The 19,878-nt window shown below is 67.5% G+C and carries 28 protein-coding genes and 1 tRNA gene; 20 read left to right on the top strand and 9 right to left on the bottom strand.

Features of this window, described 5'->3' with window-relative positions:
• The first annotated feature begins 4 nt into the window (after window positions 1-4).
• The 10 genes from GWI72_RS19930 to GWI72_RS10320 all read left to right on the top strand — a co-directional run bounded on the left by GWI72_RS19930 (window position 5) and on the right by GWI72_RS10320 (window position 6,674).
• Window positions 5-1,369: a phage tail protein gene (locus tag GWI72_RS19930; RefSeq protein WP_179955993.1), complete on the top strand. Its 1,365-nt coding sequence runs from the start codon at window positions 5-7 to the stop codon at window positions 1,367-1,369.
• Window positions 1,370-1,372: 3 nt separating this feature from the next.
• Entirely contained in the window at window positions 1,373-2,215 is an 843-nt protein-coding gene (locus GWI72_RS10360; protein ID WP_161708586.1) for a hypothetical protein, read from the top strand.
• Complete coding sequence (locus GWI72_RS10355; protein WP_161708585.1) at window positions 2,212-2,700, top strand: hypothetical protein; 489 nt, start codon at window positions 2,212-2,214, stop codon at window positions 2,698-2,700. Before GWI72_RS10360 ends, GWI72_RS10355 begins: the two co-directional genes overlap by 4 nt.
• An 11-nt stretch (window positions 2,701-2,711) precedes the next feature.
• Entirely contained in the window at window positions 2,712-2,969 is a 258-nt protein-coding gene (locus GWI72_RS10350) for a spike base protein, RCAP_Rcc01079 family (RefSeq protein WP_161708584.1), read from the top strand.
• A 5-nt stretch (window positions 2,970-2,974) separates the two neighbouring features.
• A complete protein-coding gene (locus GWI72_RS10345; RefSeq protein WP_161708583.1) occupies window positions 2,975-4,321 on the top strand; it encodes a hypothetical protein in 1,347 nt (448 codons plus the stop codon).
• A complete protein-coding gene (locus GWI72_RS10340; RefSeq protein ID WP_161708582.1) occupies window positions 4,318-4,719 on the top strand; it encodes a hypothetical protein in 402 nt (133 codons plus the stop codon). Before GWI72_RS10345 ends, GWI72_RS10340 begins: the two co-directional genes overlap by 4 nt.
• 61 nt (window positions 4,720-4,780) lie before the next feature.
• The gene (locus tag GWI72_RS10335) at window positions 4,781-5,458 is read left to right on the top strand and encodes an NlpC/P60 family protein (protein WP_161708581.1); all 678 of its coding nucleotides are present in this window, start codon (window positions 4,781-4,783) and stop codon (window positions 5,456-5,458) included.
• 25 nt (window positions 5,459-5,483) lie between these two features.
• Window positions 5,484-5,954, top strand: coding sequence for an inadl protein (locus GWI72_RS10330; protein WP_161708580.1), 471 nt, complete (start codon window positions 5,484-5,486; stop codon window positions 5,952-5,954).
• Window positions 5,955-6,097: 143 nt separating this feature from the next.
• Window positions 6,098-6,355 carry a hypothetical protein gene (locus GWI72_RS10325; RefSeq protein ID WP_161708579.1) on the top strand — a complete coding sequence of 86 codons (258 nt, stop codon included), beginning with the start codon at window positions 6,098-6,100 and terminating at the stop codon, window positions 6,353-6,355.
• Complete coding sequence (locus GWI72_RS10320; RefSeq protein WP_348272659.1) at window positions 6,342-6,674, top strand: hypothetical protein; 333 nt, start codon at window positions 6,342-6,344, stop codon at window positions 6,672-6,674. Before GWI72_RS10325 ends, GWI72_RS10320 begins: the two co-directional genes overlap by 14 nt.
• Window positions 6,675-6,981: 307 nt before the next feature.
• Here GWI72_RS10320 and GWI72_RS10315 read toward each other — a convergent pair whose 3' ends face one another.
• The 9 genes from GWI72_RS10315 to GWI72_RS10280 all read right to left on the bottom strand — a co-directional run bounded on the left by GWI72_RS10315 (window position 6,982) and on the right by GWI72_RS10280 (window position 11,470).
• Entirely contained in the window at window positions 6,982-7,611 is a 630-nt protein-coding gene (locus GWI72_RS10315; RefSeq protein ID WP_161708577.1) for a hypothetical protein, read from the bottom strand.
• Between the two features lie 120 nt (window positions 7,612-7,731).
• Window positions 7,732-8,121: a hypothetical protein gene (locus GWI72_RS10310; protein WP_161708576.1), complete on the bottom strand. Its 390-nt coding sequence runs from the start codon at window positions 8,119-8,121 to the stop codon at window positions 7,732-7,734.
• Between the two features lie 180 nt (window positions 8,122-8,301).
• Complete coding sequence (locus tag GWI72_RS10305; protein WP_161674568.1) at window positions 8,302-8,652, bottom strand: hypothetical protein; 351 nt, start codon at window positions 8,650-8,652, stop codon at window positions 8,302-8,304.
• Window positions 8,653-8,712: 60 nt separating this feature from the next.
• Window positions 8,713-8,967, bottom strand: a complete 255-nt coding sequence (locus GWI72_RS10300; protein WP_161708575.1) for a hypothetical protein — start codon at window positions 8,965-8,967, stop codon at window positions 8,713-8,715.
• Window positions 8,968-9,135: 168 nt separating this feature from the next.
• Window positions 9,136-9,522, bottom strand: coding sequence for a hypothetical protein (locus tag GWI72_RS10295; protein ID WP_161708574.1), 387 nt, complete (start codon window positions 9,520-9,522; stop codon window positions 9,136-9,138).
• Between the two features lie 167 nt (window positions 9,523-9,689).
• Window positions 9,690-9,830, bottom strand: coding sequence for a hypothetical protein (locus GWI72_RS19925; protein ID WP_179956058.1), 141 nt, complete (start codon window positions 9,828-9,830; stop codon window positions 9,690-9,692).
• Window positions 9,831-10,422: 592 nt separating this feature from the next.
• Entirely contained in the window at window positions 10,423-10,812 is a 390-nt protein-coding gene (locus GWI72_RS10290; RefSeq protein WP_161708573.1) for a hypothetical protein, read from the bottom strand.
• 53 nt (window positions 10,813-10,865) lie between these two features.
• On the bottom strand, window positions 10,866-11,234 hold the full coding sequence (locus GWI72_RS10285) for a DUF4214 domain-containing protein (RefSeq protein WP_161708572.1): 369 nt from the start codon (window positions 11,232-11,234) through the stop codon (window positions 10,866-10,868).
• Window positions 11,235-11,395: 161 nt separating this feature from the next.
• A tRNA-Thr gene (locus GWI72_RS10280) sits at window positions 11,396-11,470 on the bottom strand.
• Window positions 11,471-11,749: 279 nt separating this feature from the next.
• Between GWI72_RS10280 and GWI72_RS19920 the strand changes: the two genes are divergently transcribed.
• The 10 genes from GWI72_RS19920 (at window position 11,750) to GWI72_RS10235 (ending at window position 19,826) form a co-directional block, all read left to right on the top strand.
• The gene (locus tag GWI72_RS19920; RefSeq protein WP_179955992.1) at window positions 11,750-11,929 is read left to right on the top strand and encodes a hypothetical protein; all 180 of its coding nucleotides are present in this window, start codon (window positions 11,750-11,752) and stop codon (window positions 11,927-11,929) included.
• A gap of 312 nt (window positions 11,930-12,241) precedes the next feature.
• On the top strand, window positions 12,242-13,531 hold the full coding sequence (murA, locus tag GWI72_RS10275) for a UDP-N-acetylglucosamine 1-carboxyvinyltransferase (protein ID WP_161674558.1): 1,290 nt from the start codon (window positions 12,242-12,244) through the stop codon (window positions 13,529-13,531).
• 168 nt (window positions 13,532-13,699) lie between these two features.
• Entirely contained in the window at window positions 13,700-14,161 is a 462-nt protein-coding gene (locus tag GWI72_RS10270) for a DUF2948 family protein (protein WP_161708571.1), read from the top strand.
• 72 nt (window positions 14,162-14,233) lie between these two features.
• The gene (gene hisD, locus GWI72_RS10265) at window positions 14,234-15,532 is read left to right on the top strand and encodes a histidinol dehydrogenase (RefSeq protein WP_161708570.1); all 1,299 of its coding nucleotides are present in this window, start codon (window positions 14,234-14,236) and stop codon (window positions 15,530-15,532) included.
• 63 nt (window positions 15,533-15,595) lie between these two features.
• Entirely contained in the window at window positions 15,596-16,120 is a 525-nt protein-coding gene (locus GWI72_RS10260) for a UPF0262 family protein (protein ID WP_161708569.1), read from the top strand.
• A 5-nt stretch (window positions 16,121-16,125) separates the two neighbouring features.
• Window positions 16,126-16,578, top strand: a complete 453-nt coding sequence (locus tag GWI72_RS10255; RefSeq protein WP_161674552.1) for an arsenate-mycothiol transferase ArsC — start codon at window positions 16,126-16,128, stop codon at window positions 16,576-16,578.
• Window positions 16,579-16,815: 237 nt separating this feature from the next.
• Window positions 16,816-17,034, top strand: a complete 219-nt coding sequence (gene infA / locus GWI72_RS10250) for a translation initiation factor IF-1 (protein ID WP_019962913.1) — start codon at window positions 16,816-16,818, stop codon at window positions 17,032-17,034.
• A 34-nt stretch (window positions 17,035-17,068) separates the two neighbouring features.
• The gene (locus GWI72_RS10245) at window positions 17,069-17,710 is read left to right on the top strand and encodes a Maf family nucleotide pyrophosphatase (RefSeq protein ID WP_161674550.1); all 642 of its coding nucleotides are present in this window, start codon (window positions 17,069-17,071) and stop codon (window positions 17,708-17,710) included.
• An 8-nt stretch (window positions 17,711-17,718) separates the two neighbouring features.
• A complete protein-coding gene (yacG, locus tag GWI72_RS10240) occupies window positions 17,719-17,931 on the top strand; it encodes a DNA gyrase inhibitor YacG (RefSeq protein WP_161708568.1) in 213 nt (70 codons plus the stop codon).
• Window positions 17,932-18,212: 281 nt separating this feature from the next.
• The gene (locus GWI72_RS10235) at window positions 18,213-19,826 is read left to right on the top strand and encodes a bifunctional metallophosphatase/5'-nucleotidase (RefSeq protein WP_161708567.1); all 1,614 of its coding nucleotides are present in this window, start codon (window positions 18,213-18,215) and stop codon (window positions 19,824-19,826) included.
• Window positions 19,827-19,878 lie beyond the last annotated feature (52 nt).

Below are 19,878 nucleotides of genomic sequence, written 5' to 3'. Positions count from 1 at the left end.
CGACATGCCGGACATCACGATTACGAGCCTGACGGCAACCGGCGGGGCGCAGCAAATCACGCTGGCGGTGGCGGTCAGTGACGGCAACGAGCTGCCGTATCTGCAGCTCGCCGCTGTCGAGATCTGGGCGGCGAGCGTCAATGACCGGGCGAGCGCGGTGCGTGTCGGCGAGGGGCCGGCGGGGCAGCTGACGCACACGGGCCTGCCGACCTCGGCAACGCGCTGGTACTGGGCGCGGGCGCGGGACCGCAGCGGCAATCTCGGGCCGTGGTTCCCGGCCTCGGCAACGGCGGGGGTGAGCGCGACGACAACCTCGACCGCGCTGGCGCCCGGGTCGGTCGGCAGTACCGAGCTGGCCAATGGCGCGGTGACAGGGCCGAAAATTGCGGCCGCCGCAGTGACGGCCGACAAAATCACCGTCTCGAGCCTGTCGGCCCTGACGGCCAATCTCGGCACGGTCACGGCGGGCTCACTGACCGGCGTCACGATCACGGGTGCGACGGTGCAGACCGCGACGAGCGGCCGCCGCGTGACGATGACGGCCAGTGACAACTATCTGCGGGTGATCAATGCCTCGGGCGCGCAGGTCGCCTCCATCGGCGAGACGTTTTCCGGGGACGTTGTCATGTCGGTTGCCCGGGACTCGGCGACGCCGGCGGTGGTGTTTACCAACACGTCGTCGGGCGGCGCGCTGCAGCTCAACGGGCTGGCGATCATCTCTGCCGGCTTCTCCGCGCAGCCTGCCCTGACTGTCACCGGCTCGTCGGGTTCGGGCAACAATCACGGGATCCGGGGCCGGGCCATCGGCGGCGGCTCGGGGCTGGTTGGTGTGCCGGCAGCCTCCGGCGGGTTTGCCGTTTACGGCGAGGTCGGCAGTGTGGCGCCGTTTACCGGCTCGCATGACGGGCTGATCGCGAGGGATGCGCCGGGCGGTCCGGGCGACATCGTGATCGACACGGGGCGCATCCTGATGCGCAACGGGATGGATGATGCGGTCGGCGTCAACGCGCTGGCCGAGACCGTCGCCGACCCGCGCGTCTATGGCGTGATCAGCCGGCGGGTGCCGTTCGAGGCGGGGGCGCTGATGGCGGCGTTCGGGCCGCAGGCGGCGGCGCTGCGCGACTATTGCGCCGAGCGGTTTGACCGGCTGGTGATCAACTCTCTCGGCGAGGGGCTCATCAATGTCTGCGGCCGGGGCGGGGATATCGCGGCGGGGGATCTCCTCTGTGCGTCGAGCCTGCCCGGTGCCGGCCAGCGGCAAGGCGACGGGGTGATGCGGTCCTCGACGGTCGCCAAGGCCCGTGAGGCTATGAGGTTTACCGATCCGGACGAGGTGCGGCGCATCGCCTGCACATACCACTGCGGGTGACCCATGATCCTGACATATGATCCCTGGTCGGACGGCGCGACGCTGTCCGGCGGCTCCTGGGCGGCCGCGTTGCCACTCGCCAACCTGCAGCGGCTGCCGCTGGCGGCGGTGGCGCGCAGCACGTCGGCGGCCGAGGCGGCAACGCAGATGACGGTCGATCTCGGCCGGCCGCGTAAACTCTCGGCGTGGCTGCTCGGGCCGACCAACCTGACGGCGGCCTATCGGTACCGGCTGCGGGGCTATGCCGGGGCGCTGACGGATGAGGTTTTTGACAGCGGCTGGCTGCAGCCGATGGCGGCGGACCGGGCGGGGCTCGGCTGGGATGCGCCGCGCTACTGGTCCGGGCTGACGGACGCCTCGGCGCTGCCGCCGCTGTGGCTGGTGCATGTGTTTGCCGCGCGCGTCAATGCCCGCAGCTGGCGGCTGGAGCTGTCGGACACCGGCAACCCGGCAGGCTATGTCGAGGCCGGGCGGCTGTTCCTGGGACGGTCCTGGCGGCCGTCGACCGGGATCGCGGTGCAGGGCAATGGCCATGAGATCGAGGATGCGACATGGCGCTCGCCGCTGCTCGGCGGCGGGCAGCACGTGCGCGCAAGGCGCGGCGCGCGGGTCTGCCGTTTCGGGTTTGATCATCTGCCCGACGATGAGGCGTTCGGGGACGCGCTCGATGTGATGGCGCGGGCGGGCTATGCCGGCGAGGTGCATATGATCCCCGATCCGGCTGACGGGCCTGTGCGGATGCAACGCCGGGCGATCCTCGGCCGCATCACGCGGATGGACGCGCTCACGCTGGCGCACTGGCGCCGCGCGGCGACCGGCTTTGAGATACAGGAGATCCTGGCATGACGACACCTGCAGCCGTGGCGGGCGCGCTGACGCGCCTCGCGCAGTACAATTCTGGCGACTATGAGCCGGCGAGCAACCCGCGCGGCCTCGATGACGGCGGGCATGTGATCAATTTCCCGGCGGCGCTCGCCGACATGGTGACCGTCAGCAACTGGATTGCCGGCACATTTGCGCCGTTGCCCGTGGCTGAGGCTCCGGGCATGGCGCTCGACATGCAGGCGGGGCTGAATTTCGCGGTCACGCTCACGGGCTCGCGGGCGATCATGGACCCGACAGGGGCCGCGCCCGGGCAGTCCGGCATCCTCATCGTGACGCAGGGCGGCGCTGGCGGGCATCAGCTGACATGGTCTGCCGCATGGCGGTTTGCCGGCGGTGCGCCGGTGCTGTCGCCGGCGGCCGGGGCCATCGACACCGTGTCGTTTTTCGTCGTCTCGACCGCGCCGCTGGTGATCCTGGCGGCCACCACATTCGATTTCCGCGCCTGAGGAGTTGAGCCATGAGTGATCCGTTTGAAACCTATGTGCTGGCCCCGGACGGGCCGGCGACGAATGCGGCGGCCGTGACGCCGAGCGACAGTGCCGATCTGGCGGTGTTCTCCCGGGCGCTCTGGGTTGGCCAGGCGGGTGACCTCGTCGTGACCATGCTGGGCGGTCAGACGGTGACGCTGGCCGGCGCGAGCGGGTTGCTGCCGGTGCGCGTGCGCCGTGTCCGGGCGACCGGCACCACGGCCGCTGCCATCGTCGCGCTGTGGTGACCGGCATGGGGGCGATCAGGATCGGCGTGGGGCCGCTGGCGTTGACGCGGCAGGCTCCATTCATCCCCGGCGCGACGCTGGACCTGCGGTTCGTGGCCGACGCCTATCTGGTTGGCGGGCAGAGGGCCACTCTTGCGGGTGTGCTGGCAAGGGCTGGCACAACGTGGAGCCGCGCGGGCGTGGGTCTCAAGCGGGATCCGGTCAGTGGGGCCTGGGTGCAGTTTGCCAGCAACCAGCCGCGACGGCAGTCGGACGGCCTGCTGATGGAGGAGGCCAGGACAAATCTGGTGCGGTCGCCGAGCCTCGTCGGCGGTGTGCCGCAAACCTACACCGCTGCTGCGGCAGGCGGCTTCCCGGCAGGCATGGCGCTGCTCAACGTGCCGCCGGGGGTCAGTGTGACGACGGCATATGGCACCGAGGCGGGGTTGCCGTATGTCGATTTGACGATTGCCGGAACGGCCGGTTCGTCGGTGCCGATCCGCCTGGCGTTCGAGAACCTGACGACCTCCATGGCGGCTGTCGCGGGGGAGCAGATTGCAGTCAGCGCGTTCGCCCGGTTGATTGCGGGAGCGGCGCCGCCGGCCGTCACGGCTCTGCGCCTTCAGGAGCACGATGGAGCTGGTGCGCTTCTGGTCGAGCAGGTCGGCGCCGACATCCGCCCGGCGCTGGACAGTACGGTCCGGCGTCTGGTGCACGTGTTCACGGCCGGCACCAACTGCCAGTTCATCCGGCCTGCGTTCGTAATCTCGGGGTTCTCGGGGCGGGCCATCAACTGCACACTGCGGTTGTATGCGCCGAAAGTTGCCCGGGGAGCGTATGTCACCACGCCGATCCTGGGCGCTGCCGGGCCTGTGACGCGGCCGCAGGACGTGCTGCGGTTCAGCCAGGCGGCGCTCGGCATGCCGGGCTCCGAGGGCGCCCTGTTCTGGCGGGGGACGGTCATCGATTCGACGCCGACAGCAACGGTGTCGAGCCGTATCCTCGAGCTGGGTGGCGGGGCCGATGCTGTCCGGTTTATCCGCAACTTCGCAACTGGAGTGCTGGCGGTGCAGGTAACTGCTGGCAGCGTGACGCAGATCACGACGAGCCACAGCGTTGCCGATGCGCGCAATCAGGACGTGACGATGGGTGTCACCTGGGGAGGTGGTGTGATCCGGCTGCGGATCGGTTCTGACGCGGCGGTCAGCGTCAGCGGGCGCGCCATGCCGGCGATCACCGGCCAGCAGCTCGCGGTTGGCGCATCCGCTGGCGGCTCAGTGCCAGTCAACATGTTGATGCGGCGGCTGGTCGGGTTCGGGCGCGTCCTGTCCGAGCAGGAGTTCAACAGCGTTTTTGCGAGGATCGCCGCATGAGCGACGTGGATCATCTGATGATGTTTGCCGATCTCGCGGCGCGCGAGGTCGTGTTCCCGACGCCGGAGGGTGCGCCGCCATGCTGGTTCGACGGCGGGCGCACGGTGACGCCTGGGCGGGTCGTGCTGCAGGAGCCCACCGAGGTTGCGCCCGCGATCTATGGTCCGGGCGCGTGGGTGTCGGTGCGCACCAGCGGGCCGGACGCGGAGCTGGAGGCAATGGCCGAATGCCTGCTGGTGACGGAGCCCGACCGGGCGGCTGCTGGTGAGCCGTTCATCCGCGTCTGCCGCCTGAGCGAGGCGGCCCTGTCCCGGCGCTATGAGCCGCTGCTGGCCGGCGATCTCTACACGTTCGGGGCTCATATCGCGAGCGATCTGCAGCGCTGGATGATCCGCTGATATCCCTCCCACAACCTGACAGTCTGGCCCGCCTCGGCGGGCCTTTTGCATGGGGATCGACATGGACTGGATTGACATTCAACGGGCGCTCGACGCGGCGGGGTTCCGGCCCGGGGCGGTTGACGGCATCCCGGGCAGGCGCACGCGGGCCGCGCTGATGCGGTTCCAGGCGTCGCGCAACCTGACGCCGGACGGCATTGCCGGGCCGGTGACGCTGCGGGCGCTCATGGGGGCCGGCGGCCACTGGCCGGAGCCGTCCTGGCTGACCATCGCGCGCTCCAAGATGGGGCTGCATGAGCAGCGGGATAGGGGCGGGCTGATGGCATGGCTCCGCAGTGACGGCCAGACGCTGGGTGATCCGGCGCGGCTGCCGTGGTGCGGCGATTTTGTCGAGACCGCGCTGGCGCTGGCGCTGCCGGCCGAGGTGCTGCCCACCAACCCGTATCTCGCGCGCAACTGGTTGCGGTTCGGTGTGCCGCTGGAGCGGCCGTCCGTTGGCGCCGTCGCCGTGTTCTGGCGCGGGGCGCGGGCGGGCTCGTCCGGGCATGTCGGTTTCTACGTCGGCGAGGATGCCGACCACTATCACATTCTCGGCGGCAATCAGGCCAACATGGTGAGCGTCGTCCGCATCGCTCGCGAGCGGCTGCTCGCGTTCCGGTGGCCGGCCTCGATGCCGCTGCCGCTGACCGGTCCCGTCACCCTGACCGCTGAGGGTCAGGTGACTACAAACGAGGCGTGAGGCCTCACACTCCCAGGAGACTGACATGCGCATGATGTTGATGATGCTGGCGCTCTGCGCCGGCCTGATGATGCTCGCCCTCAACAGGGCGTCGGCCTCGACCGTGGTCGACCTGTCGCCGGTCGCCGTGCCGCTGATCGAGATCGGGATCACGCTGCTGGGGGCGGCCCTGCTGTGGCTGCTGCGGCGCCTGATCGGGGTGATCGAGCAGCGCGCCGGGATGCAGCTCGACGAGCAGATGCGCAGGCGGCTGCAGGACGCGCTCTATTACGCGGTCGAGTATGCCCGCGCGAGGGTGGCCGGGGCTGCGTCCGGGCCTGTCACGGTGGATTTGCGCAGCGCGATGGCAGCCGAGGCGGCGCGCTATGCGATGCAGGCCGTGCCGCAGGCGCTGTCGCATTTCGGGATCGACCGGCCGCGGCTGATCGAGATGATCGAGGCGCGGCTCGGCGCTGACATTAACGGGGATGGCGTCGTCGGGCGCCCGCAGGGCTGAGCCGATGGCGACGGTCTGGGCGATTGTGGCCGAGGTGCTGGCGGCGTTTGCCGGCCGGCTCCTCGACCGGTGGCGGTTGATCGGTCTCACCCGGGCCGAGGGCCGGGGTCAGGCGGCGCAGGCGGTGCGCGAGGAGGTGCGGGATGCGCGACGGACGGTTGACCAGACGGCGGCTGGTGGTGGCGGCGCTGACGCTCTGCGCCAGCGGCTGCGCGAGCGCGCCGCCGCTCGTCAGCACGGCAGCCGGCGGCGCTGACCGGGATCTGGCCTGCGAGCAGCTGCGGCCGCTGCTGGCGGCGGTGAGCTGGGAGCCGGAGGATATGGACCACGCGAGCGACCGGCTGGTGCTGTCGCTGGCGCGGATTGATGAGCTACAGGAGCGATGCGGTGAAACTGATTGATTTGATTGGCCAATGGCTGCAGCACGCGTCGCTCACGAAGTGGCTCATGATCCTGGCATTCGCGGTGTTGGGGGCGCTCATGCAACGCGATCTCACGATATGGGGACGACTGCTGGCGGTGGCGGCGGGGCTCGGCGCGGCAGTGATTTTCGCGGAGCCGATCCGGCAATTCCTCTCGCTCGATCCGAGCTGGTCGGACGCGGTGGCAGCGGGGCTGGCGCTCACGGGCCGCAACTGGGCAGCGTTCGCGCTCAGGGCGAGCCGGGATCCGCTGGCGACCGTTGGCGAGTTTCTCCGGGTGTGGAGGGGGCGGAGTTGACACCGCGCAAGTTGCGCGCATAGGATGTGATATCCCCGCACGCGCGGGGATGATCCGTATCTCGTTGTAGGTCGGACTAAGTTCCTCGCACACGCGGGGATGATCCGTATCGCATCACAGCGCGGACTAGGTTCCCCGCACACGCGGGGATGATCCGTATCGCATGGTCGTGCGGACTGCGTTCCTCGCACACGCGGGGTTTTGCGCCTGGCGCCGTCAGGTCTGAGTGTTCTCGGCCTGACGGCCGCAGGCGAGCGCAGCGGGTTTGTAGCCCCCCCCCTGTGAGAGGAGGGCTTTTTTCGCTTGGTTAGCCGGCATTCCGGGCCATGAGGCCGGCGAGGAAATTGCAGAGTTCCGGGACGAGGTGGCGCGGGATCGTGATGTCAGCCGTTGCCCGGTTGCTGAACATTTCAAAATGGACCTCCGCGTGAGCACGGTTCCCGGATTTGTGCTGCCCCGATGTGAGGGTCCAGCACGATCCCGCGCCATAGGTGTTCCCGCGCCGCAGAAATCCGAGAGCGGCGAGGTCGGCGCCAATGGCGTTGACAGCGCCGCGCTCGGCCTCGACGTAGGACTGGCGCTCGTTGATCTGCTGCATGCAGTCGCGGCACGCGCCGAGCGCCGCCTCGACGAGGCTTGCCGCCAGATCTGCCGTCGAGGACTCCGGCCAGGACGGCGCAATCGACGCGCCGAACGTGTTCTCGCCCAGCCAGTCGGCCACCGACATGGGGCGGCCGTGATCAGCCGGGGGCGTCAGATAGAGGTCGACGGAGCGCTTGTCGGCGTCATGGACAGCGGTGAACACAATCCCGTCGGGGCTGTTAACCTGCCCGTAGTGCGGGATTTCGGCATCAATCGTCCAGCCCCAGCCGTCGCCGAGCGCGGCGCACAGGGTGCTGAGATGATCTGCGAAGCGGAACGCGGTTTCGTTGGTCAATTTCGTCTCCTCTGACATTCGGCCCAGGCGTCATCGCCTTGCCATGGTCAGAATATAGAGCGGAAATCCCGCATTGTAAAGGGGCGATTTGTGGATGCGGAAGTTTTTCGCCCGCGATGCTCAATCCGCCAGCGCGGCATCGCGGAGTGTTTTCCAGATCGGCCAGTCGACGGCATTGGCGGAGCGGGCGAGCAGGTCCCGGCCACGGGTGGGTTTGATGCCGATGGCCTCCCAGGCGGATTTGTAGCCGTTGCCGCCGAGGCGCTGCGACAGCGTCTCGAGCAGTGTGGCGACCAGGTCGGTGGCCGGGGGCATGTCGCCGATGCCGAGGCGCATGATCTCCTGCCGGACCGCCTCGGCGGTCAGGGCTGCCGGGTGCTCGGCGTGTTCGCCGGCGGCGACCTGCCGGCGCAGGGCCAGCAGGGGCGCTCCGATGAGGGGTCGCTCCGGGTCGTCGCGGGCGATGGCGCGGATGATCAGCGCCTGGGTCAGGTAGTGTTGCGGGGTCATGTTGCTCACGTGTTGACGGGGCCTGAGGTGCATCGTATGGTTGAGGAGTCAGCGCATGGGGCTGGCGGTGTCGCGGTGGTCCTGCCTGCCGCGCTGGATCGAAACATTCTCTGAGCTGTGGCACTGCATTTGCAGGTTCATAGAGACAGCCCGCCCGGAAACGAGCGGGCTGTTTTGTTGTCAGGATTCGGAGCGAGTCACGTAGTCGGTCGAACTCACGCGGAAATCACCGCCCGCACCATGTTCGCCCCGGATCTCGTCCCAGGTCTCGTCCCAGTGGCGTTCGATGATGGCAGCGACGTCCTCGGCGGTGCCGCTGCAATCCTGCAGGCCCTCAAACATGTGCGTCAGGCCGTCCGTATCGAAGCTGTCGGAGAACCGGACCGCCCAGGCAACGCTGCCGTCCGCGTGGACGCGACGCTGTGCCATGAGGTGGTTGGCGGCGTCGATGTTCATGGCGTCAATGTCCTTCTGCGCCAGCAGAAATGCAGCACGGACGGCTTCGATCAGGGTGTTGTAATACTCGGTCATGGAATTTCCTCTCAAGATCGCCGGGATGGCGAGCCGCCTATCCGGCGGGCGCCGGGTCGGTCAGGCCAGCGGGGCCAGGTCGCGGGACATGTTGCGCTTGGCGTCCCAGACGCAGCCGGCCTCGATGGCCTCGCCGGCGGCAATCGCCTTGGCGTCGCCTGCGCAGGTCCAGAGCGCGTCGATCATCTCGGCCAGCTGGGCGCTGGTCAGGGACTTGATGACGCTGTCGGGTAGGTACTGAGCCATGGCAGCGAAGCTGCGCGGCGTGTCGCCGATCCTGGAGAGCTTTGCGGCGCGGGTGATCTTGATGCTCATGTTCTGTCTCCTCTGACATCGGCCTAGGCCTTATCGCCTCGCCATAATTGGAAGATAGTGCGGAAATCCCGCGTTGTAAAGGGGGTTGTCGGGCTGCCGGTAAGGTTTGTGATGCTGTGGAATGGCGCCGGGGTGAGCTGGCCGGAGGCCGGCCAGCTCGTTGCCGGTTTAGTACGGACCAAACAGGGAGCGCGGGTTGACCGTCTCGCGGTTGCACGGCGGGTTATAGGCGGCGATCAGGTCACGCTCGACCCGCATGCGCTGGTCAACCGTGGCCGTGTGCATGACGGCGACATGGGTCGCGCCGCGCGCCTTTGCATCCGTCAGGCGATGGTGGTTGTTCAGATTCGTATGGAGCCGGTGCCCAAGGTCCATGCTTTCGCCGACGTAGAGCGGCACATAGCGCGGGAAGAGCTCGTCCATGAGGCCGCGAGCCGGGGCCTTTGCGCAGAATGCATAGACGCCCGCGACGTTGAGAAACTCGGTCCCGATCTCATGCACGGTAAAGCGGTATTCAGTGCCGGTGATGCCGGTGAGGGTCACAAAAAATTCCATGTGTGTTGGTCCTTATCGTTGAATGAGCCCGGACCCGACCTTGACACTGCCGCGCTTCTTCGGCTTGGTATGGGGGCCTTGTGGAGCTCATAACGGAGCTGTTCTGATCAGGGTTGACCCGGCAAACTGGTTTGGTCGCTGCGTTCGCCGGGTCAGAGGAAGAGCGCTTAGCCCTTCTTCTTTGACGTCGGCTTGACCGGCGTCCGCTTCGTCGTCTCGACGACGTGCGTTGCGGGATAGCTCTGTGCCGTCTTCACCGGCACAAAGCGTCCCGTTACGGCGCTGCGGCCGATCTTGTCATTTCCCATGTTTACCTTTCTGGGCTCTGCCCGCATGTCGTCCGGCCGCTTGTTGCAACCGGAACATGCACAGATTAGGGATATGGTTTCGCTTTCGTCAAGCTACACTGGTCTAGCCGTTGTGTGCTCTGGGTGGCGTTTGGCTAAATATTGTGGTGGCTGTGGAAATCAGGGAGTGTGGTGGAAAAGAGGGAATCGGGTGTTCCCTGCGTGATTGGCCTTGATTCGCCAGCGGCTTACGCGCGAACGCTGGCGTCATCCGTCAAATGGCGGGTCGGTTTTGCTTCTGGTTGTCGGGCCAATCAATCCGCGCTCAAACATCGTCTAGCCGGCCGAGCGGGTCCAGTGCTGGACGTTTTGTGATGATCCTGGCGCGGTCCCTGACCCTCAACTCAACACTCTGCCGGCATGGTTTTGCAGCCTCAAACGCTCCCAGGGCGGTTGTCAGGTTACAGCAGCGTGCAATGACTTCGACGACCCGCCCGGTCTCGTCACATGCCTCGACCGTGAATGGCAGGATTTCTGGTAGCACAGGATGCGGCATGTGGTGCGGACCGTTGTTCTATCAATGTTCTCATTCTCGATAGCCAGCCGGGTCGCGTCAAGCCCGTCCGATCGGGTTGCCGAACAGGTCGAATTTGAGCCTGTCCAGCCCGGACGGCGCGGGTGTCGGCGAGGTTGGTGGTGGGGTCTGCCGCTGCTCCTGGTACTCGCGCCATGACCGCGCGGCGGGTGTCTCCGTGCCCTCGCGGCGGTGCTTCTCGAGTGCGGCGAACAGGGCCTTGGCCTCGGTTTTGTCACGTGGGAGTGAGTGTCTCGAGATGCACGAAACCAGTGTGCCGTCGCGCTCGACCACGTCCTCGGCGCGGAATGTGAGGCGGCCGCGATCCCATGCGAACAGAACGGGCTGCAACTGCCCGAGCGCTGGCACGTGATAACAGGCATGGCCACGCCGCTCGCGGCGGCACATTCTGAGGATGCGCGTGTTCATGGCGTCGTCCCGGGCGAGCCCGGCGGCGCCGTGAGGGGCCGCCGGGGCTGATCTCAGGCTGCGTCGTGGTGCCAGCCGACCAGGGTGGCGTACTCGGGCGACAGGGCAAATCCGACGAGCGCATCGCCGAGGTCGGCTCTGCCGCCGAGGATCAGGTCCAACCATGCCGCGCTCTCCTCGACCGTGCCGCCGCGCTCCAGTCCGTTGCTGTAATAGCGCTGGATCGTCACGACCGGGTTGCCCTCGCGCCCGGTCGTGGAGGCAAACTCCTCGCTGGCCACCATCGCATCGGCGAGGCCGTATAGGTCGAGGCGGCCGGAGGTGATCAGGTCGAGATGGTGCTGCAGGCCGGCAAGATCTGGGTCGCGGTTGAATGCGACGTCATAGAGCGCGGTAACCTGCTGTCTGAGTGTCAGTGCCATGTGGGGTCTCCTCGCACGAGCGGATGGAGCCCTGGAACATCGGTCGAACGCGCGTGTCAGAAACGTGCCGGAATTGCGTCACGTTCCTGCGCTGTTCTGCATTTACACGCTGTCGGCTTGCAATGTCAGATCACGCTAGCGATTGAAAACACTGTGAAAAATGGTGCTGCAAGAGAGGATTGAACTCTCGACCTCTCCCTTACCAAGGGAGTGCTCTACCACTGAGCTACTGCAGCATCTTCGGCGTTTGCCCGGGAGGGCCGGCCGGCGGGAGGCACCACCGTGCGCCCCGTTGTGTTCGTGGGACATGTCCGCTGCGAACGAGCGGGCTTGTGCCACAGTTGACCGGGGATGGCAAGCGCTTATCCGTCTCTTTTTTCGGCGAGCCTGTGGACAGCCGGCGAAGGGCCGCGGCCAGACCTTTGCGCCTCCGCAGGGCTTGCGCTAGTTCTGGAAACATGAGCGAAGGCAGAAATCAGGGCAATCAAGCGGGGAAAGCGCAGTCCAGGCCGGACATGTCGAGCCGGGAGGCGCGGCTGGCCGAAGCGCTCCGGCAGAACCTGAAACGCCGCAAGGCGGCCGCCCGGCAGCGCCGCGACCGCGACGGTCAGGACCCGCAGCCGTCTGCGGATCCGGACGGCGATGTGGCGACGGACCCACAGGCGCTGCCCCTGCGTGATCCGGCCGCCGGCTGATGCCGGGCCGACGCGGCACGCGCGGGATCAGCCGGCGACCGGCACGAAGCTGTGGACAAGTGCCGCCGCCGGCGTCCTGGAGCCCTGCAAGGCCCTGCAAGTGACCGGGCGAGTGATCGGGCGAGTGATCGGGAAAGAGGCCGGGCAAGCACCGGGGCGGCAAGGGCCGCGAAAACGGCCGGGAGGCAGGAAAACCGGGCGAAGCCCGCAGGATCTCTGCCTTGCGCCGGCCCAACTCCGGGTGTAGAGGCGGCGCACGAGAGCAAGAGCAATTCAAATCAGGCCCGGTGACGGCCGCAGCCAGGTGGTTTCATGGACAGCATCAAGATCGTCGGCGGTGCAAGACTGAACGGCGTCATTCCGATTTCCGGTGCCAAGAACGCGGCCCTGCCGCTGATGATCGCCTCGCTGCTCAGCGACGAGACCCTGACGCTCGGCAATGTGCCGCGCCTGCGCGACGTGGCCCAGCTCACCCACATCCTGTCGAACCATGGCGTCGACTATTCCGTCGACGGTAAGCGCGTCGGCCAGGATGACCTCAAGGGCCAGACCCTGCACCTGACGGCCCGCACCATCGTCGACACGACCGCCCCCTACGAGCTCGTCTCAAAGATGCGCGCGAGCTTCTGGGTCATCGGGCCGCTGGTGGCGCGCGAGCGCCGCGCCCGCGTCTCGCTGCCGGGCGGCTGCGCCATCGGCACCCGGCCGGTGGACTTCTTCATCGAGGGCCTGAGCAAGCTCGGAGCCCAGATCGACATCGAGGCCGGCTACGTGGTCGTCAAGGCGCCGCAGGGCCTCGTCGGTGCCCGGATCGAGTTCCCGAAGGTCTCGGTCGGTGCCACCCATACGCTGATGATGGCGGCGACGCTGGCGAGGGGCGAGACCGAGCTGGTCAACGCCGCGCGCGAGCCGGAGGTGGTCGACCTCGCCAACTGCCTGATCGGCATGGGCGCAAAGATCGAGGGCGCCGGCACGCCGGTGATCCGCATCCAGGGCGTGGACCGGCTGCACGGCCATCGCCACGCGGTGATCCCGGACCGCATCGAGGCCGGCACCTATGCCATGGCGGTGGCCATGACCGGCGGCGACGTGGTGCTGGAGAATGCCCGCGCCGACCTGCTCGAAACCGCGCTGGACGTGCTGCGCCAGACCGGTGCCGACATCACGCAGGTGGACGGTGGCCTGCGCGTCTACCGCAATGGCAACGGCATCGCTCCGGTCGACATCACGACCGAGCCGTTCCCCGGGTTCCCGACCGACCTGCAGGCGCAGTTCATGGCCCTGATGACCCGCGCCGGCGGCCAGAGCCGCATCACCGAAACCATTTTCGAGAATCGCTTCATGCATGTCCAGGAGCTGGCCCGTCTCGGTGCCCGCATCCGCATCGACGGCCACACCGCCATCGTCGACGGGGTCAGCACCCTGCGCGGCGCCCCGGTGATGGCAACGGACCTGCGCGCGTCGGTGTCGCTGGTGATTGCCGGCCTTGCCGCCGAAGGCGAGACCAACGTCAGCCGCGTCTACCATCTCGACCGTGGCTTCGAGCGGCTGGAAGAGAAGCTTGGCCGCTGCGGCGCGGTGATCGAGCGCATCTCGAACTGAGCCCCGCGCGCCGCATCGGCCGGATGGGAATTGTCAAATCGGGCCGGAGCGGTTAGGCAATCGGCTCGAGGTCCGTCGTGCCCGGTGCGAGCCGGGGCGGCGGGCTGCCGTTGATCCGGCTGGCCGCCTCCCGGCCGGCCGATGGCCGCAGGGACCGAGCGACGACCGATGGACCGCGTGAAACTTGCCGCTCTCGACCAGGAAGACCTCGCCATCGTCTCCGCCCATGTGCAGGACGCCGTGCTGCTGGTCGGGGACATCCGCTATCTGCCCCAGGAGGGCAAGGCGGTCTTTGTCATGAACCGCTTCGTCTGGGACAAGCCCAAGGATCCGAAGAGCGGAACGCATGAACGGCGCCGCGCGGCCCTTGCCTTTTCCCGCGTCCGCGCCATGAAGTCAGCCGGGATCCGTCAGACGGCGAAGGATGCGGTGCTGTCCCTGCTTGCGGTCAGCTTCCGCCCGGAGCCCGGAAGGGCCGAGGGGGAGGAGGCGGGGCCGGACGGAGAAGTGCTGCTGACCTTCTCCGGCGGCGGCACGATTGCCCTCCATGTGGAGTGCATCGAGGCCCAGCTCGCCGATCTGGGCGCTGCCTGGAGCACGGCCAACCGGCCCGAGCATCCGCTCGACTGACCCATCCGTGACTGAATGCGCCCCATGGGGCAGCCGGCCGCGATCGCCTGGCCGGCGCTGAGGAGATGAGCCGTGCCGATCCGTCTTTCCATCGAGGCCGAGGATTTCGAGACCCGCTTCCGCGCGCTGCTGGCCGGCAAGCGCGAGGTGTCGGAGGACGTCGACCAGATCGTCCGCGACATCATCGAGGATGTGCGCCGGCGCGGCGATGCCGCCGTGATCGACTTCACCAACCGCTTTGACCGTCTGCAGGCCGTCTCGATCGCGGAACTGACCGTCACCGAGGCCGAGATCGAGGCCGCGATCGCCTCAGTCGACAGCGCAACGCTGGATGCGCTGAAGCTCGCCCGTGACCGCATCCATGCCCACCACGCCCGCCAGATGCCGAAGGATGACCGCTACACGGATGCCCTTGGCGTCGAGCTCGGGTCGATCTGGACGGCGGTGGAGGCTGTTGGCCTCTATGTTCCCGGAGGTCTTGCGAGCTATCCGAGCTCCGTGCTGATGAATGCGGTGCCGGCGAAGGTGGCCGGTGTCGAGCGTATCGCCATGGTGGTGCCGAGCCCCGATGGCGTGCTCAATCCGCTGGTGCTGGCCGCTGCCCGCGTGGCGGGCGTCACGGAAATCTACCGGATCGGCGGCGCGCAGGCGATCGCGGCCCTGGCCTACGGCACCGAGAGCATTGCCCCGGTCGCCAAGATCGTCGGTCCTGGCAATGCCTTCGTTGCCGCCGCCAAGCGCCGGGTCTTCGGCACGGTGGGCATCGACATGATCGCCGGCCCGTCGGAGGTGCTGATCGTCGCCGACGGCGAGAACAATCCCGACTGGCTGGCGGCAGACCTGCTGGCCCAGGCCGAGCATGATCCCGCCGCCCAGTCGATCCTGATCACCACCGACGCAACGCTCGCCGATGCGGTGGAAGCGGCCGTGGACCGGCAGTTGCGCACGCTGCCGCGCGGCGACGTGGCCGGCGCAAGCTGGCGCGACTATGGCGCGGTGATCACGGTGCGCAGCCTCGACGAGGCGCTGCCGCTGGTCAACCGCATCGCACCCGAGCACCTGGAACTTGCGGTGGCCGATCCGGAGGCCCTGCTGAAGGGTGTGCGCAACGCGGGCGCCGTGTTCCTGGGGCACCACACGCCGGAGGCCATCGGCGACTATGTCGGCGGCTCCAACCACGTGCTGCCCACGGCCCGCTCCGCCCGCTTCTCGTCGGGCCTGTCAGTGCTTGACTTTGTCAAGCGGACGTCGATCCTTAGGTGCAACGCGCAGAACCTGAAGGCCCTTGGCCCGGCGGCGATCGCGCTCGGCGAGGCCGAGGGACTGGGCGCCCATGCCCGGTCCGTCTCGATCAGGCTGAATCTCGGCTGAGGCGCGCGCGTCCGGCCGGTCAACAGGGAGTGTTCCGGGCGGATGGGGGCAGACGGCGGGCCGATGACGCAAGGCCAGGACAAGGCGACCGCTCCGGCGGAGACGACGGGCGGCGGCGACCTGCAGAGCCGGCTGATCGATGTCATTCTCGACGAGGCGTCCATTTCGCGCTCGACGCCCGACATCGAGCACGACCGGGCCGTGGCCATCTACGACCTGATCGAGGAGAACACCTTTCACCCGGTCGGGCAGGGGCCCGGTCGCTACATCCTGCGCCTGTCCGTGATCGAGAAGAAGCTGGTGTTCGAGATCAGCAGCGAGACGGGCAGGGCGGTGGCGACCCATGTCCTGTCGCTGACGCCGCTGCGCAAGATCGTGCGTGACTACGACATGATCTGCGAGAGCTACTACCAGGCCATCCGCCACGCCACGCCGAGCCAGATCGAGGCCATCGACATGGGCCGGCGCGGTGTGCACAACGAAGGGTCGACCATTCTCATGGAACGTCTGGAAGGCAAGATCGAGCTTGATCTCCAGACTGCCCGGCGCCTCTTCACCCTCGTCTATGCCCTGCACTGGAAGGGCTGAGCGGCATGACCGAGCCGGGCAAGCGTCCGACTGCGGTCCTGTTCGCCTGCGGGATGAATGCGGTGCGTTCCCCGATGGCGGCCGCGATCGCCAGCGCCCTGTTCCCGGGGCGTGTCTACGTGAAGTCGGCCGGCGTGAAACGCGGCGACCGGGATCCCTTCGTCGATCAGGTCATGGCTGAGATCGGCATGGACACCAGCCGGCACCAGCCCCGGACCTTCGAGGACCTGGACGAATCCGGCTTCGATCTCGTGGTGACACTGGCGCCTGAGGCCCACCACAAGGCGCTGGAGCTGACCCGCACCGAGGCCGTGGACGTGGAATACTGGCCGACCATGGACCCGACGCTTGCCACCGGCAGCCGCGACCAGATCCTCGATTCCTACCGCACGGTGCGCGATCAGCTGATGATGCGCATCAAGAAGCGGCTGGACTGGACGCCGCCCCCCAGTGGGTGATATGTACGCGTCCCTGTGCTGGTTTGCAGTGCCGGTGTCTGCTTCGTCCTGACGGGCACCGGACCGCGTGTGGCCCGTGTGTCCAGTCCGGCCGCACAGACGACCAACCTGTCGACCAACCTGCGTTGCCCGTCCCGTTCGAGGAAACGGCCTCCGGGGGCAACTGCGTTGTTCACATTCACGGCGCGATCCGCTAGGTTCCGCGCACTTTCAAGAACGGTTTGACCGGGATACCATATGGCCAAGGAAGAAGTTCTGGAGTTTCCGGGCGTCGTCACGGAACTGCTGCCCAACGCGACCTTTCGCGTGAGACTCGAAAACGATCACGAAATCATTGCCCACACCGCGGGCCGCATGCGCAAGAACCGCATCCGCGTTCTGGCCGGCGACCGGGTTCTCGTCGAGATGACCCCTTACGACCTGACCAAGGGCCGCATCACCTACCGCTTCAAGTAAGCGGCCATCCGGCAGCCGGGACGACACGATCATCATGAGCGATGCCGCACAAGTTCCGCTGATCCTCGCGTCTGCCTCGCCGCGCCGCCTGGCGCTGCTGCAGCAGATCGGCGTCGACCCGCGCCACCTGATCCCGGCCGATCTTGACGAGACGCCGCTGCGCGGGGAAAGCCCGCGTGCGCTGGCCACGCGGCTCGCCCGCTCCAAGGCGCGCGCCGTGCGCGAGCAGGCCAACGGCCAGCCGGAACTGGCCGACTGCGTCGTGCTGGCCGCCGACACCGTGGTGGCCGTCGGGCGCAGGATCCTGCCGAAGGCCGAGACCATCGACCAGGCCGAGGCCTGCCTCGGGCTCCTCTCGGGCCGTGGTCACCGCGTCTACACCGGCCTTGCCGTCGCGCTGCCGGGCGGCAGCCTGCGGCACAAGATCGTCGAGACCCGGGTGCGCTTCAAGAAGCTGTCGCGCCAGGAAGGCGACGACTATCTTGCGTCCGGCGAATGGCGCGGCAAGGCGGGTGGCTATGCCATCCAGGGACTGGCCGGCGCCTTCGTCGTCAAGCTGACCGGCTCCTATCCGAACGTTGTCGGCCTGCCGCTCTACGAGACCGCAAGCCTCCTGTCGGGAGCCGGCATCGACGTGCGGGCCCTGTGGCGCGATCCGCTGCGCCTGCCGGCGTGACCTGACCGATGGCCAAGGACCCGACACAGCCAGAGGCCGACGGGACCGCCGGACGGCGCATGCGCCCCTGTCCGGTCTGCTCGAAACTGTCGACGCCGCAGGACTATCCCTTCTGCAGCGACCGCTGCGCCAAGGTTGACCTCAACCGCTGGCTGTCGGGCTCCTACGGCATTCCGGTCGTCGAGTTCGACGACCTGCCGGACGCCGACGACCAGCCCTGAGGGAGCGCCTCCGCCGCCCTGCGCCCCGACGCGCGCACGACCGCCTGCGGGCGGCAAAATCCTGAGCCGGCTTGAGAATATCTGCTTGTCCTGAAAATATTTTCACCCTTCAATGGGGGTGCGCCGTCTGCCGCCCGTGCAGACCGACCGGATCGGCCACGGATCCGGCCTGGATCCGGCGCCAGAGACGATGACGGCGCGGAAACAAAAGCGTCGCAGTGCTGTGTTACGTCCCCATGATTGTAACAGGGCCGCAAGGCCCCGGGTTTGGCGAGGCGATCATGAGACATATGCTTTTCGGCGCCACCGCAGCATTTGCCGTTCTGGCGATGGGCGGGGCCGCGCTGGCCGATTATTCCATCACGATCCTGCATACCAATGACCTGCACAGCCGCATCGAGCAGATCAACAAGTTCGATTCCACCTGCAGCGCCGACGAGAACCAGAAGGGCGAGTGCTTCGGCGGCGTCGCCCGGGTCAAGGCCAAGATCGACGAGCGGCGCAAGGCGCTGGCGGCCGAGGGCAAGAACGTGATCGTCCTCGACGCGGGCGACCAGTTCCAGGGCTCGCTGTTCTACACGACCTACAAGGGCAAGGACACGGCCGAGTTCATGAACATGATCGGCTATGACGCCATGGCCGTCGGCAACCACGAGTTCGACGATGGTCCGCAGGGGCTCGCCGACTTCATCGGCCAGGTCAGGTTCCCGGTCATCTCGGGCAACACCGACGTCACGGGCGAACCGCTGCTGAACGGCAAGCTGCCGGGTGCGGTGGTGCTCGAGGTCGGCGGCGAGAAGATCGCCGTGGTGGCGACGCTGGCCGAGGACACGGGCGAGACCTCGTCCCCGGGCAAGGGCGTGCGCTTCATCGCCTCGGAAGACTACCTGAAGGGTGCCGTCGATGCCTTCGAGCTTGCCGGCATCACCAAGATCATCGCACTGACCCATGTCGGCCTGCCGCGCGACATGGAGATCGCCGCGCGCGTTGCCGGCATCGACGCCATTGTCGGCGGCCATTCGCACACGCTCCTGTCCAACACCAATGACAAGGCCGCCGGCCCCTATCCGACCCTGGTGAAGAACCCGGCCGGCCAGGACGTGCCGATCGTTCAGGCCTATGCCTACAGCAAGTACCTGGGCGAGATCGAGCTGACCTTCGACGACGCCGGCACGCTGGTCTCGGCCAAGGGCGAGCCGATCCTTCTGGACAAGTCGGTCGAGCCCGACGCGGCCGTCGCTGCCCGCGTGGCGGAACTGGCCAAGCCGCTGGAAGAACTGCGCGCCAAGGTGATCGGCTCGGCCGCAGCCGCCATCGACGGCTCGCGCGACACCTGCCGCTCCACCGAATGCCAGATGGGCAACCTGATCACCGATGCCATGCTCGACCGCGTGAAGGGGCAGGGCGTGCAGATCGCGATCCAGAACGGCGGCGGCGCCCGTGCCTCGATCGACGCCGGCGAGGTCACCATGGGTGAAGTGCTGACCGTGCTGCCGTTCCAGAACACGCTGGCGACCTTCCAGGTCAAGGGCTCCGACATCGTGGCCGCGCTCGAGAACGGCGTCTCCAAGGTCGAGGAAGCCGCCGGCCGATTCCCGCAGGTCTCCGGCCTCCGCTTCAAGTGGACCCGCGCCAAGCCGGCCGGCGAAGGCCGCATCATCACCGTCGAGGTGATGGAAAACGGCGCCTGGACGCCGATCGATCCGGACAAGGTCTATGGCGTTGCAACCAACAACTACATGCGCGCCGGCGGCGACGGCTACGGCGTCTTCGCCAAGGCCGGCATGAATGCCTATGACTTCGGCCCGGGTCTGGATCAGGTGGTGGCCGACTTCATCGCCGCCAGCAAGGACTACACGCCCTACACCGACGGCCGCATCACCGAAGTGAAATAGGCCGATCGACCCCGTTTTTGTCATCGTGGACCCAAAGGCGCGCCGGTTCGCT

It is taken from the genome of Pannonibacter sp. XCT-53, assembly GCF_009915765.1.
GTDB lineage: Bacteria > Pseudomonadota > Alphaproteobacteria > Rhizobiales > Stappiaceae > Pannonibacter > Pannonibacter tanglangensis.
The sequence above is the reverse complement of the archived record's forward strand: the minus strand, read 5'-3'. Positions and strand labels throughout refer to the sequence as shown.